This is a genomic window from Polynucleobacter asymbioticus QLW-P1DMWA-1 (assembly GCF_000016345.1).
Lineage (GTDB): Bacteria > Pseudomonadota > Gammaproteobacteria > Burkholderiales > Burkholderiaceae > Polynucleobacter > Polynucleobacter asymbioticus.
Genome location: NC_009379.1, coordinates 994,357 through 1,010,997, shown reverse-complemented (window position 1 = coordinate 1,010,997; position 16,641 = coordinate 994,357). Strand labels below are relative to the sequence as shown.

Annotated in this window: 14 protein-coding genes and 2 tRNA genes; 6 read left to right on the top strand and 10 right to left on the bottom strand. The window is 44.7% G+C overall.

The genetic code is table 11. The annotated features are described in order from the left end of the window. Nucleotides 1-8 precede the first annotated feature (8 nt). Together folP and glmM are read left to right on the top strand one after the other, a co-directional pair. Nucleotides 9-872: a dihydropteroate synthase gene (gene folP, locus PNUC_RS05290; protein WP_011902853.1), complete on the top strand. Its 864-nt coding sequence runs from the start codon at nucleotides 9-11 to the stop codon at nucleotides 870-872. 49 nt (nucleotides 873-921) lie between these two features. Next, on the top strand, nucleotides 922-2,265 hold the full coding sequence (gene glmM, locus PNUC_RS05285; RefSeq protein WP_048812251.1) for a phosphoglucosamine mutase: 1,344 nt from the start codon (nucleotides 922-924) through the stop codon (nucleotides 2,263-2,265). Nucleotides 2,266-2,269: 4 nt separating this feature from the next. Here the strand turns inward: glmM and PNUC_RS05280 are convergent, their stop codons facing one another. Together PNUC_RS05280 and PNUC_RS05275 are read right to left on the bottom strand one after the other, a co-directional pair. After that, a complete protein-coding gene (locus tag PNUC_RS05280; RefSeq protein WP_011902851.1) occupies nucleotides 2,270-4,357 on the bottom strand; it encodes a TonB-dependent receptor in 2,088 nt (695 codons plus the stop codon). A 61-nt stretch (nucleotides 4,358-4,418) separates the two neighbouring features. Continuing rightward, nucleotides 4,419-4,787 carry a hypothetical protein gene (locus PNUC_RS05275; RefSeq protein ID WP_011902850.1) on the bottom strand — a complete coding sequence of 123 codons (369 nt, stop codon included), beginning with the start codon at nucleotides 4,785-4,787 and terminating at the stop codon, nucleotides 4,419-4,421. A gap of 60 nt (nucleotides 4,788-4,847) precedes the next feature. On the opposite strand from PNUC_RS05275, the gene PNUC_RS05270 reads away from it, so the two are divergent. Both PNUC_RS05270 and PNUC_RS05265 read left to right on the top strand, forming a co-directional pair. Further along, nucleotides 4,848-4,924 (top strand) — tRNA-Pro (locus PNUC_RS05270). Between the two features lie 36 nt (nucleotides 4,925-4,960). Beyond that, nucleotides 4,961-5,037 (top strand) — tRNA-Arg (locus tag PNUC_RS05265). A 354-nt stretch (nucleotides 5,038-5,391) separates the two neighbouring features. On the opposite strand, the gene PNUC_RS05260 is transcribed toward PNUC_RS05265, so the two are convergent. Both PNUC_RS05260 and PNUC_RS05255 read right to left on the bottom strand, forming a co-directional pair. Continuing rightward, nucleotides 5,392-5,985 (bottom strand): nitroreductase family protein, encoded by a 594-nt coding sequence (locus PNUC_RS05260; RefSeq protein WP_064721993.1) that lies wholly within the window; start codon nucleotides 5,983-5,985, stop codon nucleotides 5,392-5,394. After that, on the bottom strand, nucleotides 5,975-6,442 hold the full coding sequence (locus PNUC_RS05255; RefSeq protein WP_011902848.1) for a nuclear transport factor 2 family protein: 468 nt from the start codon (nucleotides 6,440-6,442) through the stop codon (nucleotides 5,975-5,977). Before PNUC_RS05255 ends, PNUC_RS05260 begins: the two co-directional genes overlap by 11 nt. 113 nt (nucleotides 6,443-6,555) lie before the next feature. On the opposite strand from PNUC_RS05255, the gene PNUC_RS05250 reads away from it, so the two are divergent. Further along, entirely contained in the window at nucleotides 6,556-7,695 is a 1,140-nt protein-coding gene (locus PNUC_RS05250) for an HPP family protein (protein ID WP_161485573.1), read from the top strand. Continuing rightward, the gene (locus PNUC_RS05245) at nucleotides 7,692-8,216 is read left to right on the top strand and encodes an HPP family protein (protein ID WP_011902846.1); all 525 of its coding nucleotides are present in this window, start codon (nucleotides 7,692-7,694) and stop codon (nucleotides 8,214-8,216) included. Before PNUC_RS05250 ends, PNUC_RS05245 begins: the two co-directional genes overlap by 4 nt. A gap of 6 nt (nucleotides 8,217-8,222) precedes the next feature. Here PNUC_RS05245 and PNUC_RS05240 read toward each other — a convergent pair whose 3' ends face one another. From PNUC_RS05240 to PNUC_RS05215, 6 genes are read right to left on the bottom strand one after another with little or no spacing between them, the layout of a single operon-like run. Then, nucleotides 8,223-8,732 carry an HPP family protein gene (locus PNUC_RS05240; protein ID WP_011902845.1) on the bottom strand — a complete coding sequence of 170 codons (510 nt, stop codon included), beginning with the start codon at nucleotides 8,730-8,732 and terminating at the stop codon, nucleotides 8,223-8,225. A 3-nt stretch (nucleotides 8,733-8,735) separates the two neighbouring features. Continuing rightward, the gene (ybiB, locus tag PNUC_RS05235) at nucleotides 8,736-9,644 is read right to left on the bottom strand and encodes a DNA-binding protein YbiB (protein ID WP_011902844.1); all 909 of its coding nucleotides are present in this window, start codon (nucleotides 9,642-9,644) and stop codon (nucleotides 8,736-8,738) included. 7 nt (nucleotides 9,645-9,651) lie between these two features. Then, nucleotides 9,652-12,492: a nitrate reductase gene (locus tag PNUC_RS05230; RefSeq protein WP_011902843.1), complete on the bottom strand. Its 2,841-nt coding sequence runs from the start codon at nucleotides 12,490-12,492 to the stop codon at nucleotides 9,652-9,654. Continuing rightward, nucleotides 12,485-12,835 (bottom strand): nitrite reductase small subunit NirD, encoded by a 351-nt coding sequence (nirD, locus tag PNUC_RS05225; RefSeq protein WP_011902842.1) that lies wholly within the window; start codon nucleotides 12,833-12,835, stop codon nucleotides 12,485-12,487. Before nirD ends, PNUC_RS05230 begins: the two co-directional genes overlap by 8 nt. After that, on the bottom strand, nucleotides 12,828-15,278 hold the full coding sequence (gene nirB, locus PNUC_RS05220) for a nitrite reductase large subunit NirB (RefSeq protein WP_011902841.1): 2,451 nt from the start codon (nucleotides 15,276-15,278) through the stop codon (nucleotides 12,828-12,830). The genes nirD and nirB overlap by 8 nt, the downstream gene beginning before the upstream one ends. Beyond that, nucleotides 15,275-16,570: a CmpA/NrtA family ABC transporter substrate-binding protein gene (locus PNUC_RS05215; protein WP_011902840.1), complete on the bottom strand. Its 1,296-nt coding sequence runs from the start codon at nucleotides 16,568-16,570 to the stop codon at nucleotides 15,275-15,277. The genes nirB and PNUC_RS05215 overlap by 4 nt, the downstream gene beginning before the upstream one ends. Between the last annotated feature and the right edge of the window lie 71 nt (nucleotides 16,571-16,641).

Genomic DNA, 16,641 nt, shown 5'->3' with positions numbered 1-16,641 from the left:
CTGTCTTAATGGGCAATCTAGGCATACACAAGATGCCCACAACATGGCGTTGTGGGCGTTTTCTTTTTGACTTTAACAAACGCAAGCGCCCCATTGTGATGGGTATATTGAACGCGACTCCTGATTCATTTTCTGATGGCGGCATGTTTAGAACAGCAAAAGATGCCCTAGCGCAAGCCGAGCGAATGATTGCTAACGGTGTCGATCTGATTGACATTGGCGGAGAATCTACAAGACCTGGTGCAGAGCCAGTCCCTCTTCAGGAAGAATTGGATCGTGTCTTACCAGTGATAGAAGGTTTAAAAGATTGCGGCATTCCTCTGTCAATCGATACCTATAAAGCAGAGACGATGCGAAAAGCATTGGTTGCTGGTGTCGATTGCGTGAATGATATTTGGGCGCTTAGACAAGAGGGCGCCTTGAAGGCTGTACTAGAAAGTAATAGCTGCGGTATTGTTTTAATGCATATGCAACGTGATCCACTCACAATGCAATTTAATCCTGAATACCGCAATGTGATTGAAGAGGTGAGGCAATTCCTCAAAGATCGAGCAAACCTTTTAATTGAAAATGGGGTGGGTTTCGATCGCATCGCCATCGATCCGGGTTTTGGTTTTGGCAAAAGCCTTGAGCATAATCTTTCCATGCTCTCCAATTTCAGTCAATTTTCTAGCTTGGGATTTCCTGTATTAGCCGGAATCTCTAGAAAATCAATGCTGGGAAAGGTAACGGGCAAAGAGACCAATGATCGCGTTTCGGCAAGTGTGGCTGCCGCAGTCATGGCTGCTGATCGGGGTGCAAGAATTGTTCGCGTTCACGACGTGCCTGAAACTGTCGATGCTTTGAAGCTTTGGGAAGCGGTTCAGCCCTAGAGATTAATTAAAAAGCACCCTAAAGGGTCTAAGTTTTATAATGACTGTCATGAAAAAACAATACTTTGGTACGGATGGCATACGAGGTGAGGTAGGGAAATTTCCTATTGTTCCAGAATTTATGACTCGCCTGGGATATGCTGCCGGTAAGGTACTTACTAAAGATGCTAAACCGCATGAGCGTTGCAAAGTATTGATTGGAAAAGATACTCGTGTCTCTGGTTATTTATTAGAAGCAGCTCTTGAGGCTGGTTTTGCAGCGGCCGGTGTGGATGTGATGTTATGCGGCCCAATTCCAACTCCAGGTGTTGCCTATTTAACCAAAGCATTGCGATTATCTGCAGGTGTCGTGATTTCTGCTTCACACAATCCTTATCAAGATAACGGTATCAAATTCTTCTCAGCTAAAGGCGATAAGTTATCCGATGATTTTGAGCTTGCCATTGAGGCAGAATTAGAAAATCCGATTGGGTGTGTTAGCTCTAAAGAATTGGGTAAAGCCTTTCGTCTAGATGATGCAGCAGGAAGATATATTGAATTTTGTAAATCAACATTTCCAGGTGACTTAAATCTAAAAGGCTTAAAGTTAGTTGTTGATTGTGCAAATGGAGCCGCTTACCACACAGCTCCTCATGTGTTTCATGAGCTTGGTGCTGAGGTCATCTCCATTGGAGTTTCTCCAGATGGTCGCAATATTAATGATGGGTGCGGCGCTACTGCACCAGCAGCCCTTATTGCCAAGGTAAAAGAAGAGGGCGCTGATTTAGGTATTGCTTTAGATGGAGACGCCGATCGCTTACAAATGGTTGACTCTACAGGGCGTTTATTCAATGGTGATGAGTTACTTTATGTGCTTGCTAAAGATCGAATTGATCGAGGCCAACAATTGGGTGGCGTTATTGGAACCTTGATGACAAACTTAGCTATTGAAAATGCTATTAAAGGGCTTGGTATTGGATTTGAACGTGCCAATGTGGGTGATCGTTATGTTTTGGAATTATTAAAGCAAAAAGGTTGGCTCATCGGTGGCGAAGGCTCTGGTCACTTGCTATGCCTAGACCAACATTCCACAGGTGATGGCACTATTGCAGCCCTTCAAGTATTGGCGGCAATGAGCCAGAATAAAAAAAGTTTGTCCGAGCTTCTCAATACAGTGAAGATTTTCCCGCAAGTACTCTTGAATGTGAAATTGAAGCCTAGTTATGACTGGAAGTCAGATGAAGTTCTTAATAAACAAATTACCAAAGTAGAAGCAGACCTCAAAGACGCCGGAAGGGTGCTTATTAGGGCGTCTGGCACCGAACCCTTGCTTCGAGTAATGGTTGAGACCCAGAGCGCTGATGTAGCCATGAATGCTGCCAAAAGCATTGCTGACTTGGTGCCCACCCCTTAAGTATTCAAAAGGCTGCTCTCAAGCCGACCATGAGGCTTCTGCCAGGCTGCGGGGCATAGAGTCTAACGGACATTGGGGAAGTAGCATAACGAATGTCTTCATTTAAGAGATTCTTAAGGGCCATATAAGCGGTCCAGTTCACCTTTCCAATTCGTTCTGTGTAAGATAAATTCGCGTTGAGTAGGTTATAGCTGGGCGTAGGTCCTATTTCCCAGCTAGCAAGTCTATTTTGCTGAAAGCTATAGATGTAAGTCGCGCTAGTGAGCCAACCATTACGTTGATATGCTAACTCTGTACCCAGACGAGGGGCCGGCTGTAAGGGTAAATTTCCACCAGAAGTAAATGTGCCTTGAGAGACATCTCCAAATACACGTCCACCAACCCCTGTTTGACTCCAGTTGTAAGTAATCTCACCTTCAGCGCCTTGGATATTGGCGTTAGCCTGAGAGGCTTGCACTACAGAGAAATTCTCATTAGCCTGGCTGTAAGAGCCTGTATAAAAACCATAGATGTAATTAGAGAACTGATTCCGATAAATGCTGGCCTTGCCGCGCATCAAGCCTACTGTTTTTTGCAAGCTAAGCTCAAGATTGTGTGAAGTTTCAGTTCCTAGATTGGAGTTACCAATATCAAATGTTGCCGTTGAATCGTGCGGGCCATAGGAATACAGTTCTTGAGGGGATGGCGCCCTTTGTGACACTGTATAGGCTAAGCCAAGCCCATACCCACTTGTAATATCCAACATTCCCCCAGCAGAGTAGGACATTAAATTGAACTGCCGGTTCTGAATAGTAGGCGGGCCGTAGGTGTTGGGAGTAAATTCTTGAGAACTTTGACTTGGAAATTGAGTGCTTGAATTCGGATTTTGAGATGCATAGTTATAACGTGCCCCCAAACTCGTTTTTAAAGGGCCGTAACGCCCTTCTTCCACTACAAATAGGGCTGTTGAGTTTGATTTAGTTTGAGGAACGATTGCGTAGTTATTAGTAGTTAAATCCGTGGCATTTAATGTTGCGCCAGTAATTTGAGCGCCGATTACTCCTTTTGACCCTAGCAATGCTTTATGCGCTAATTCCAATCTTGCTTCAGTTGCGGTGTTATTCCACTGAGTAGAAGCAACTCCATTATTCGTAAACTCAGTGTGTTGATAGTTTGTATTTGCAGCACTGATTTTGACTGAAGAAAAGCCATCAAAGGGATCATTCGTTTGATGCGCTAAGTCATAGCGGTTTTGGGACTGCTGAATAAAACCACCTTCAGAGGTAGGGATTCCATAGTTATGGTTCAGGCGCTCCATTGATAGGCCTGTATATCCATCGGATCTAATATAGCTTGCACCCACTCCCAAGCTATTTTCATCGCTATAAGAAAAGGGTAGCTTTCCACTGTATGGAATGTTGACTGGATTACCGGGATTGATAGCCCAATTGGCATTGGGGCCTCCTTGCTCAGCAAACCCAGGAATACGATAGTTGTTAGAGTTGCTGATAGCAGAATCTACATGTAACGCCAAGGGACCAGCTGGGGCATCTAATTCAATATTGGCTGTTTTGTTTTGGTTTACTGTTTCATAGCTGGTATTAACTGCGCCTGAGAGCGTATCAGGCATTGAAGTCACAATGCGATCATTCACCACGTTTACTAGTCCACCACTGGAACCTGAGCCATACTGCAGAGCGGCTGCACCCCGTAATATCTCAATTTGATGGGTATTTTGCATAGGACTAGCAACCGCATGATCTGCAGAAATACTGGAGACATCCCCAGCAGCCAAACCATTTTGCAGAATCTGTACTCGTGCACCGTCTAATCCTCGTATGACGGGTCTAGAAGCGCCCGCACCATAACCAGTAGCTGATATGCCCAATTCATTTGAAAGGGTTGCACCCAAGGTGCCGCTCAATTTACCTTGCAATTCATCGCCAGCAATGATTTTGTTAGGTGATAGAAAGCCTTGGCCATCATCGCGATTACCGGTGACATTTAATGTTGGTATGTCTGATGCAGCAATATCTTGAGCAGAGACAGATCTGCAAAACATCACGGCAGCAAAAACTAAAACAGAGAGGTGCTTCAATACATTCATATTCATCCGAGTTCACTACAGAGGTAGCGAATAATTAAAACAAGGGTGCGCTGAGTAGCGCAACGTTTTAAACGATGAAAGTAGGAGGAGCGCGGGACAGGTAGGATGTAATCCTAGTTTGCGCTATTAAAGAATGATTGAATTGAGTAGGGGAGAAACGGAGTAGCTCAAAGCTAATCACATTTGATGTCTGACTTGGAATAAAGCCTGCTAGCGTTAGCGCATCAAATAGATGGCAAGTATCTGAGCTGTGAGTAAAACTAGCGCTTTGATGATCAACAACTATTTTTTGTGCTGCAACTTGCTGTTGATTAGCGTGGGAAATACTGTGGTTAAGGCCGATTCCTTGAGTGCCCAATAAGCAAATGAGTAATAGAGCGCTTGAAAAAAGGGCTCGATATTGCTTTGAGAACTTGCTAGAAAAATAGGCAACCATGGCCTGAATATTACAGGATTTGCGTCTAATGGCGCTGTCAGTGTAGAATATCGGTTCCGTCGGAGTGTAGCGCAGCCTGGTAGCGCACCTGCTTTGGGAGCAGGGGGTCCAAGGTTCGAATCCTTGTACTCCGACCACTTTCCCTTATTGTTCTAAATATACCCAGCACATAACTGCCCATAGCTCAGCTGGATAGAGCAACGCCCTTCTAAGGCGTAGGTCGCACGTTCGAATCGTGCTGGGCAGGCCAATTTACCCCATTTAATACTATTTCAGGCTGGTCGATTGTGATCTATTGACTCAATCATGGTCAAGCTTTGCTAGCGTGAGGGTGCCCTTGAGTCTAGCGTGGAGGATCCTGGGGCACTATGTGCGACCCTGCGACTGGGTGATTTTGATGAAATTTTGACCCTGACGATCGAGTGTCGGTTTGACCCGACTCGGAAGTGTCCCGTTACGTGACGGTCAGGCGGCTCTTATAGGGTGGCTTGCTGGCGTTCAATTTGGGTGATTGGCAGTATTTAGGTGGCAGAGAACGGCCAGTAGGTGCCAGTCAGCTAGGCCAATTTACTTCTTGGAAAGCAGAAATATCCAGTAGATCTAATTAGAAAACTGAACTATAAGAATTTGCATCAGGCCTTTGCTTATTGGGCTTATGAACCGAGATAGTGCCGATAGTGATGAAGCACAGAGGCTCCTCTTTATCCTTAAGTAAAAATAACTCCCTCATCTTTTGGCTGTATAGAGCCTTACCGCTTGATAGTCCTGAGCCAAATCCTAAAGAATTAGCCATTAGTAAAATATTTTGAATTGCACATCCTGCGGAGATGAGTTTTTCTTGCTCGGGAATATTGTCAAGTTCATTGTTCAGCTTAGCGGTTGCCAATAAAAGCAAGGGGCCTCGAAAAGCTTTCTGCTTTGCTTCATCAATTTGAGTTGGCGTTGCGCTTGGGTCTCTTGCTATGAGTGCGTCTGCAAATAAGTCACCTAATAAATTACGACTTTCGGGGCTGACTTCATAAAAGTGCCAAGGCGTTACCTTTCCATGATCGGGGGCGGCTCCAGCCGCATTCAAAATTTCTAATTTCTGAGATAGGTTGGGGCCTGGTGCAATCAGTCTTTTAGGAGAAACATGCTGACGACTATGGATCAGTGCATGAGCAAAGCCTCCGAGTGAATCTAAATTATCAGAAGCCAAAATCACTTAGTCCTGGGTGGTCATCCGGTCTTCTTCCTAGGGGCCAAAAAAACTTTCGATCAGATTCTTTGATGGGTAAATCATTAATGCTAGCGAAACGTCTCATCATGAAACCATTCTCATTGAACTCCCAATTCTCATTACCAAAGCTTCGCGACCAGTTACCAGAGTCATCATGACATTCGTAAGCAAAACGAACTGCAATGCGATTAGCTGTAAAAGCCCATAGTTCTTTAATTAAGCGGTAGTCAAGCTCCTTGGCCCATTTACGCTGGAGAAACTCTTTTACTTGCTCTCTGCCTTTTGGAAATTCCGCTCGGTTTCTCCAAATGGTATCTTCCGTATATACCAAGGAGACTTTCTCAGGATCGCGGGTATTCCAAGCATCTTCTGCCATTCGAATTTTTTGAATTGCTGTTTCTTTAGTAAAAGGGGGTAGGGGTAGTTTTTGTTCCATAGCACTTTGTGGTTAATGTTTCGGAATAATAAGAATAAACAGGGATTTGCATACAATAGCCCAACTAGTACCACTTTTGGTGCATTTAAAATAAGCCTTTAATGAGATCGCTTTTGAGACATTTTTTTAAAAAGTTAATTACCATTGTTCTTCCAGAAACTACCTCAGTTTCTTGGTTGGAGCGGTTTAGATCGGTTTTAGGAGTTGTGCTGGGCTTGCTCGCAATGATGGGACTTGGTTTATTGCTTGCAGGTTACGGAAACGCATCACCATGGGTTGTCGCCTCGATGGGTGCCAGTGCATTTTTATTATTTGTCTTACCCTCAAGTCCAATGGCGCAACCATGGGCAGTTATAGGGGGTAGTTGTGTTTCTGCTTTGGTAGGTGTTGCGTGTACGCAATTTGTCCATGAATTACCATTATTAATTCCCTTATCTGTTGGACTCGCAATCTTGGCAATGTTTGCCTTGCGTTGCTTACACGCACCTGCTGCAGCTTTAGCCCTTTTAATTCCTTTGGGTGGAATGACAGATTTTCATTTTGTGCTTTTTCCGGTTATGGGTAATGCTGTTTTATTGGTTTTATGTGCAGTCATTTATAACTCCTTAACTGGCAAGCCATATCCGCAACGCCCTAAGGCCGTCTTGGATTCATCTCCACTGCAGAAACGAAATCGTAAGATCGAGGATCAGGAAATTAACGCTGTCTTGGAGAGCTATAACCAAGTACTAGATATCAGTAAGGATGATTTAGCCAATTTGATTTCTCAAGTTGAACATGGGGCTTATCAAAAGAAGTTGCAAAGTATGCTATGTAAAAATATTATGACCACTGAAGTCTTATACGTTGGGATGGATTCACCTTTGGATCAAGCATGGAATTTACTGCGCAAGCGTCATGTTAAAGCTTTACCAGTCATAGATGGTGCAAAAAGGGTGCTTGGAATTATTACTCTAGAGGATTTTCTTAAAAGTGCAGCAGTGGATTTCCACCAAACTTTTGGACAGCGCATCAGGGGTTTTATGCGGACAGCTGTTCCCGGTTTGAATAGTTTGCCTAACGCTGTTGGGCAGGTGATGAGTAAGCCGGTAAGGGTAATTAGTGAAGATCGAAATATGCTTGACTTAGCTGAGATATTTTGTGGTGATGGTCATCACCATATCCCCGTAATTAATGATAATAGGCAGTTGGTAGGAATGATCACCCAATCTGACTTTGTAAAAGCTATTGACCAGTCTATTGATATTAGATGAAAAATATTTTCAATAAACTGATTAATTTCTTTCATCAAATTGCACCACCTCAGGACCAATACTCTTGGTTTGATAGGTTGCTAGTATCGATTGGTGTTGGCCTAACTATTTTTGCGATAGCCCTATTGAATCTTCTATGGGGTGATATGACTCAAGATGAGAACATGGTGACGGCAGTTTTTGGAGTCAGCGCTTTATGCATTTTCCTATTTCCCAATAGTAAATTCTTTTCGCCCTTAACTTTAATAGAGGCAAATCTATTGGCTTCCTGCGTAGCCTTCATTTGTGTTTATCTAATTTCATCGATTTCTGTGGGAATTCCAGTTGCCGTCATTGGTACGATAGTTGGAATGTATTTGCTGGGGTGCATGCATCCACCAGCGGTTTTCTTAAGTATTTTTATAGTAATGGCTGGAACTAATAGCTATGACTTTGCCTGGCATCCCGTTTTGGTGGACTCTCTTGTATTGGTCTTAGCAAGTTTTTTAAACAAAGCTTTAATAAAGCGTTCGTTGGGCTAAGCTTTGCTACCCCCAAACACTCCAATCCTTGGATTGCGGTGAGGGTTCATTCCACTTCACTGGGTAATGCAGGGCTTTACCGGGAGTGAGGCGACTCCAGATGGCTGCTACAACCGCAAGAATCGTCACGCTTACCAAAACAACTGCTGTAAGATGGCCAAAGCTAGCATGCGCCTGGATCATGATGAGTGGATTAGCACCAGCCGGCGGATGAACGGTTTGCGTAAGCAATAAGACTACCAAAGTAATTACCTCCGCAAGCAAGTAAACCCATAAAGCATCATCAAAGAGCTGGTAGCAGACAATACCAATGAGTGCGCTAATGAGGTGCCCGCCAAATAAAGCTCTTGGCTGTGCTGCAGGAGCACCAGTCAAGCCAAACAGAAATATTGTTGAACCGCCTAGCGAAGCAAGTAGTAATGGCGTTGTTGGTGGTTTAGTGGCAAGCAGGGCCAAGCCAAGCGCAACGATTGCTCCCAATGAAACCCATGCCAAACGTTTAACTGTTCTGAGCATCGCTTAGTGTAATCCAGCCATCGTAGATATTTGAATGGCTTGTCTGAGAATTGAGCTCGGACATTTGACTTGCCCAGATAGAATTTGCTCGGTAACGGATGCGGTTGAAATGGCATCAATGTCTAAAAACGGACTGAGATCTTCAAAGCGCTCTTCGGGGGTTGTAATTTCATTCGCATTTGCATGCAAAAAATGCATTTCAGGTAATCGTTGCAGGGAGGCAGTTGGTTCACCCTCGCTCCCTCTAATCAAAATTGCATTGGCTGAGCGAAGTTGAAAAAATTCTCGTAGTTTTTCTGGATATTCTGGATGTGTGTAGTTGGAAACTTGCCAAGGCTTCTGAAGGGTTGGGTTAATGAGTTTTGCCAGCACATGACTAGTATTCCGCAGACCTATTCGCTCCCTGATATCTAATAACTTTTGAAGCGCTGGGGAAATAACATTAAGAGAGCAAAAGATCGGTTGATTCAATGCCAGGAGTGCACCAAATTCATCTTTCGTTTTGAGAATTGGCCAGCCAAGGGACTTAAAGATTTCATGGCTCGTTATCCTGGTTTGATCTTTTTCGACCCCCTGAACAAGCACTGTAAAACCATAACTAACAAGCATGCCGGAAAGAAGTGGTGTGAGATTTGCTTGTTTTCTAGCCCCGTTATAGCTTGGTAAGACTATGGTTGGACGTGTGCCAAGATTTAGTAAATTTAGATGTGGTTGCAGAGCATCCATAAAGCCCATGAGCTCAGATACGGACTCACCCTTGATGCGCATAGCAATACAAAATGCACCGAGCTCAAGATCGCTGACATTGCCATCTAGAATTTGAGTGAATACTTCTTTAGCCTGATTGCGATCAAGATCGCCGGCACCTTTGCTGCCTCGGCCAATAACTTTTAAGAATGATGTGATGCTCATTGCAGGATTATGCCGCTACTTCCACTTTCTTGAGAAAGCTGACAATAATTTGCTTGACTTCGGGCTTGCAGGATCCACAATTAGTTCCACATTGCGTTTCTGATTGAAGTGAGCTCATAGCATCATCGGGGGAGGTTCCTGCAGGCATCTTGCTTAAGCATTGCTTCATTGTGTCTGCAGATACATTAAAGCAATTACAAATGGCCTTACCTTTGGGTTTAATTTCTACAGGGGGTTTGCTGACAGGCATCAACAAAGACCGACCAAGCGCTTTTGCATCTAAACCGCTTTCTAGGTACTCTCTTAACCAGGCAGTACTTGCTAGGCTGCCAATAGGGCCGGTAAGCATGGCAGATAGAACCTTCTCTTGAGCGCGAACAAGTCGAACTACGCCCCTGCGCTTATCAATATAGCGCATTACAGGTTCTCCAGATGCTTCATCTAGCTTGAATTTCTGCATCACTTGCTTTAAAGCTTGCGCGGCAAGAGATTCTGATTCTTCTAGCGGGTCATCGTGGTGAGCGGCCTTGAATGAAACTCCAATGAGGCCACCATCCTGCTCTCTACCAAATAGAACACATTGGGCAGAATCGAAATGAGGCAGGATGCTGCGCAAACTGTTTTGAACAGAAAATACTTCTTCTTTAGGAAATAAGCCGAAAGCTACTAAATGCCAGGGAAGATTAGCGGGCAAAATCTTGACGGCTGAATGTTTCAGTTCGGGCTGACCGGATACGGGGTCGATCATGTTGCAAGTAAGGCCGTTGACTCCGCGGCCCGGTGTTTTACCAGCAGCGCCTGAAATAAATTCAGAACCCCAGTGCATGGCAATAAAGGCTTGCGAGGAGGCGATATCGTCTGAGACTTTGATTGGGAAGATCTCACTACCTCTGCGACTAGTGACATGAACTAAATCACCATTTTCTAGATTCATCCTGCCGGCATCTTTAGGTGATAGTTCTACACAAGGCTCAGGTGAGTGCCCATAAAGCGTTCCAATGGTTCCAGTTCTACTCATACCGTGCCATTGATCTCTGAGGCGCCCAGTATTTAAGGCAAATGGATATCGTGCATCCACTGATTCTGCAGTTGCCTTATAAGGCGCAGCGATAAAGTGTGCTTTCTTATCTTTAGTTGGGAATATTCCATCTTCATAGAGACGTTTCTTTCCCGAATCTGAACCTACTGGCATTGGCCACTGTTGAGGCCCACGCTCCTCAAGGATTTTGTAGCTTAAACCAGTAATATCGAGATCGCGACCGGCTGTACTCTCACGATGCTCATTCCAAATATCCTCAGGTCCGGCGTAAGGAAATAGAGTGGATGTTCCTTCTTTTCTATTGCCTGGTAATAGCGCTTCAAGAGCTAATCCAATTTCAAGAGCGATCTGCCAATCATGTTTAGCAGACGCATAGGGATCAATTGCGGGATTTACTTTGGAAATTCTTCGCTCTGAATTAGTAACTGTTCCCACTTTTTCTGCCCAGGTAGTGGCGGGCAATAATACGTCTGCATATAAGGTAGTGGCCGTGTGCGCATAAGCTTCCTGCACCACAACAAATTCTGCCTTGCTTAATCCCTCGTGAACTGCATTGAGATCAGGCATTGATTGTGCAGGGTTTGTACAGACAATCCATATTGCTTTGAGTTTTTCAGTACGCAATGCCTCAAACATGGGAATGGCACTAAGACCTGGCTTTTCGGGAACTGAATCCACCCCCCACAGGTTTGCAACTTCTGCACGATGTTCTGGGTTAGCAAGATCACGGTGTGCGGATAGTAGATTGGCTAAACCTCCAACTTCCCGGCCACCCATGGCATTGGGTTGTCCAGTCAAAGAGAATGGACCAGCACCAGCTTTCCCTATTTGACCGGTGGCCAAGTGTAGATTTACTAAAGCAGCATTCTTGGCTGTACCTGATGCTGATTGATTTAATCCCTGGCAGTACATCGATAGAGTTGCGGGAGAAGTTGCAAACCATTGCGCTGCTTGGAACAAGTCTTTTTCGTTAATGCCACAGATCTGACTTACTGCCTTAGGCGTGAAATCTCTAACCAAATCACGCAGCGCATCAAAATCTGCCGTATATGAGTTGATATAAGACTCATTAATCCATTTCTCCCAGAGCATGATGTAAAGCATCCCGTGATAGAGGGCAACATCAGTACCAGGTTGTATCTGTAGGTAGAGATCAGCCTCTTTGGCGGTATCGGTTTTTCTGGGATCAACAACAATAACTTTGAGATCCGGATTATTTTTACGGGCATCCTCAAGACGTCTATATAAAATCGGATGAGCAAAAGCGGTATTTGATCCCGTAATAAAAATAGTGGATGCAGAATCAATATCTTCATAGCAACAGGGTGGGGCATCCATTCCCAAAGTTTGCTTGTAGCCAGCTACCGCACTAGACATACATAGGCGTGAGTTGGTATCAATATTGTTAGAGCCAATTAGGCCCTTCATTAACTTATTAAAGATGTAATAGTCTTCGGTCAGTAATTGACCAGACACATAAATGCCAACAGATTCTGAACCATGCTCTTGAATGATGTCGGCAAATTTTTGGGCAACAGTTTGAATTGCCTCGGGCCAAGAAATATCTACCGGATCTTCGCCTCTTGCCTTGCGGATTGCTGGTGAACCCAGCCGAGCCTGCATCTGAAGGCTTGGGTTTGCAGTGAGATGAAGGGTGGAGCCTTTACTGCAGAGTCTGCCAAAGTTTGCAGGATGATCGGGGTCGCCGCGAACCCCGGTTACCTCGATCTTTCCGTTACTTTCTGCGGTTTCAATAATGACGCCACAGCCAACACCGCAATAGCAACAGGTGCTCTTAACTTCAGCCATGAGTAGCTTGCAATTCCTCGCGGCTTAGCCAAACCACACCAGACTCTACTTTGACTGCAAAGGATTTAGCACAGCCTTCATCTGGGGCAACTGCACAGCCAGTGGAGAGATCTATATTCCAGGAATGCAGTGGACAGGTTACGGATTTTCCATGGACAATGCCCTGAGACAGGGGGCCACCCTTATGCGGGCACTTATCCAATACGGCAAATACTTCGTCTTCTGAATTTCTGAAAATAGCTATTTGACCAGCTGGCGCTTCAATAACCCGAGATCCCAGAACAGGAATCTCATCAACTGTTGTGATTTTTTGCCACTGATCAAGTTGGGCGGTATTAGACATTTCCAACCTCGACAATAGGGATGGTTTTAAATTGACGAACATCTACACCAGCACGTTCAAAGTCTTTCCAGGGATCTGGAGCATCTTTTAGATCAAACAGCAGTCTTTCGTAGAGAGCTTTACGACTTTCAGCATCGTCGACCACTTTTTGCTTAATGTATTCCATGCCAACTCTTGCCAAGTAATGGACAGTTCGATCCAAATACCAAGCTTCTTCGCGGTACAGCTGTAAGAAGGCACCAGAATATTCACGAACTTCCTCATCAGTTTTAACTTTACAGAGAAATTCCGCTACTTCAGTTTTAATGCCGCCGTTACCACCAATATAGAGTTCCCAGCCAGATTCAACACCAATGATTCCAACATCTTTGATGCCAGCTTCTGCGCAGTTTCGTGGGCAGCCAGATACTGCAAGCTTCACTTTGTGAGGTGCGTACATACCAAAGAGCATTCTCTCTAGATCTACGCCCATTTTCATGGAGGACTGGGTACCAAAACGACAGTGCTCATCACCAACACAAGTTTTCACTGTGCGAATTGATTTGCCATAGGCATGACCTGACGGCATATCCAACTCTTTCCAAACCGCTGGGAGATCATCCTTCTTGATGCCAAGTAAGTCAATTCGTTGGCCGCCAGTGACCTTCACTGTGGGCACTTGGTATTTCTCAGCAACGTCAGCAATTCTTCGTAGTTCAGAAGGAGTAGTTAGACCACCAAACATCCGCGGAATAACTGAGTAGGTGCCATCTTTCTGGATATTGGCATGAGCACGTTCATTAATGAAGCGGGATTGTGGATCATCTTTTGCTTCATGTGGCCATGTGGAGATCAAATAATAATTTAAGGCAGGGCGACAAGTCGCGCAACCGTTAGGTGTTCTCCAATTCAGCTCGGTGCGAACTTGCTCTTGAGAAATTAAGTGACCGGAGCGTATGGCTTGACGAATTTCATCATGAGAAAGATCGGAGCATCCACAAATTGATTTCTTTCTAGGGGTTGCTGAATAGTCTGTGCCAAGAACATTCATCAGCACTTGCTCAACTAGGCCTGTACATGAGCCACAGGAGCTGCTTGCTTTAGTACATTTCTTTACTTCATCAAGCGTGAATAAACCCTGTTCCCGAATAGCCTTGACAATGGTGCCTTTGGTAACCCCGTTGCATCCGCAAATTTCATCTGCATCAGTCATTCCGGCCGCTTTATTGTGACCTTGATGGCCAACATCACCAATATTGGATTCACCAAACATCAATGTGTCACGAATTTCTGCAATGCTTTGTTCGTCACGCATGAGCTTGAAATACCAAGTGCTATCTGCTGTATCGCCAAACATGCAGGCGCCAATTAAACGATCATCTTTTAAAACTAATTTTTTATACACGCCACCAATAGGATCGGCTAGAGTAATTTCTTCAGTACCTTCGCCTCCCATAAAGTTTCCAGCGGAGAAGAGATCGACGCCCGTTACTTTCAGTTTTGTTGACGTTACGGAGCCCTCATATCGACCGATACCGTGTTCGGCAAGGTGATTTGCACAAACCTTAGCCTGCTCAAATAAAGGCGCAACTAAACCATAGGCAGTTCCACGATGGCTTGCACACTCACCAACTGCATAAACTCTTGGATCAAACGTTTGCAGAGTATCGTTAACAACGATACCTCTTTGGCAATGTAAACCTGCAGATTCGGCTAAAGCTGTATTGGGCTTAATACCCGCCGCCATAACAACTAAGTCAGCCGGTATTTCTAGCCCACCTTTAAAGCGGATATGGCCGACACGATCGCCGGCGGCATTAGGGGTAATTGCCTCGGTAGAAGTTTTCAGTAAAAACTTAAGACCTTTTTCTTCCAAGGATTTTTGTAGTAAATCAGCTGCTGTTTTATCTAGCTGTCTTTCCATCAACCATTCGGCAAGATGGACCACGGTCACACTCATACCTCTGAGAGCTAGACCGTTTGCAGCTTCGAGACCAAGCAGGCCACCACCAATGACTACGGCATTTTTGTAACGCGTCGCCACATCAATCATCTCGTTGGTATCTTTAATATCACGATACGCAATCACGCCAGGTAAGTCATTTCCTGGAACAGGCAAGATGAATGGTAAAGAGCCGGTAGCCAGTAATAAGCGATCGTAGCTTTCAATGGTGCCATCATCGGCAATAACAGTACGCTCTTTGCGATCAATCTTAGTTATGGTTTTGCTAAGATGAAGATGGATGCCATTGCTCTTGTACCAATCGAGGTCATTTAGAACAATTTGCTCAAGAGTCTGTTCGCCGGCCAATACTGGGGACAGCAAAATACGGTTGTAGTTGGGATGGGGCTCAGCACCAAAGATGGTGATGTCATAAAGCTCTGGGTCGAGCTTTAATAGTTCCTCGATGGTCCGAACGCCGGCCATCCCATTGCCAATCATGACGAGTTTTTGTTTTTTCATGCTTTGATCTTGAAGCTATCTGCATAAGCAGCAGGGTTGGAGCCATTCCACACAACACCATCAAATAATTTGCTGGAGCGCATATCGCTTTTTGGTAGTGGTGTCTTTGAAGCAGTAGCAGCCTCTTTGTAAAGCGCAATGTTGTTTACTTTTTTTGCTACAGCCAAGTAATCTGGGTGCTCTTTGAGTAAACCCCAGCGCTTGTGCTGAGTCATAAACCACATGCCATCAGATAGGTAGGGGTAATTAGCCATACCATCGTTATAGAATTTCATCGCATGGGGATCATCCCAAGTTTTGCCGATACCGTTGTTATAGCGACCCATCATGCGGTCTTGAATCACACTAACATCAGTATTGACAAATGAAGGTGCAGCTACAACTTCCGCAGTTGCATGCTTATTCGAAGTCGATGCATCAATATATTTTCCAGCCTCTAATATTGCTGCCGTAACTGCGCGACAAGTATTGGGATACTTCTTGGCAAAGTCGGAGGTTGTTCCTAAAGCCTTTTCTGGATGATCTTGCCAGATTGCTTGTGTAGTAATGGCTGTAAAGCCAATGCCGTCAATGATTGCGCGGGCATTCCAGGGTTCACCTACGCAATAGCCATCCATATTTCCGCTACGCATATTCGCGACCATTTGTGGGGGCGGAACGGTGATAATTTTTGCGTCTTTAAATGGATTAATGCCATAGTTCGCTAACCAGTAGTAAAGCCACATAGCGTGTGTACCAGTTGGGAAAGTTTGCGCAAAAGTGTAGTCACGCTTTTCTTTATCCATGAGCGCTTTAAGACTGGCGCCATCACTTACACCTTTTTGATAAAGCGCTTTTGATAAGGTTATTGCCTGACCATTATTATTTAGAGACATCAGAACTGACATATCTTTTTGTTGGCCACCAATACCCATCTGCAATCCATAAACTAAACCATAGAGGATGTGAGACATATCATTCTCGCCATTTACAAGCTTGTCACGGATTGCAGCCCATGACGCTTCTTTAGTGGGGATGATCTTAACGCCGTACTTCTTATCTAGACCAAGATGGTTAGCCATGACAACCGATGAGCAGTCTGTAAGGGCAATGAAACTGACCTTTACATCCGTTTTCTCAGGGGCATCTGAGCCTGCCGCCCATGCACCCGCTTTAACCATTGGGTCGATTAAGGACAGAATGCTGGCAGAGCCAATACTTTGGATAAGTTTGCGACGCGTAGGATTCGCATCAGCAACAGTGGGGGTAGTAGCTTCTGGTAATAAACCGCTAATGCTTATTTTCACTTTCATGCTGAGCTCCTTTAGTCGATAACTAACGATAAAGAAGTAGTAAGTCCCGAGATTAGAGTGGTGGCTCAGTA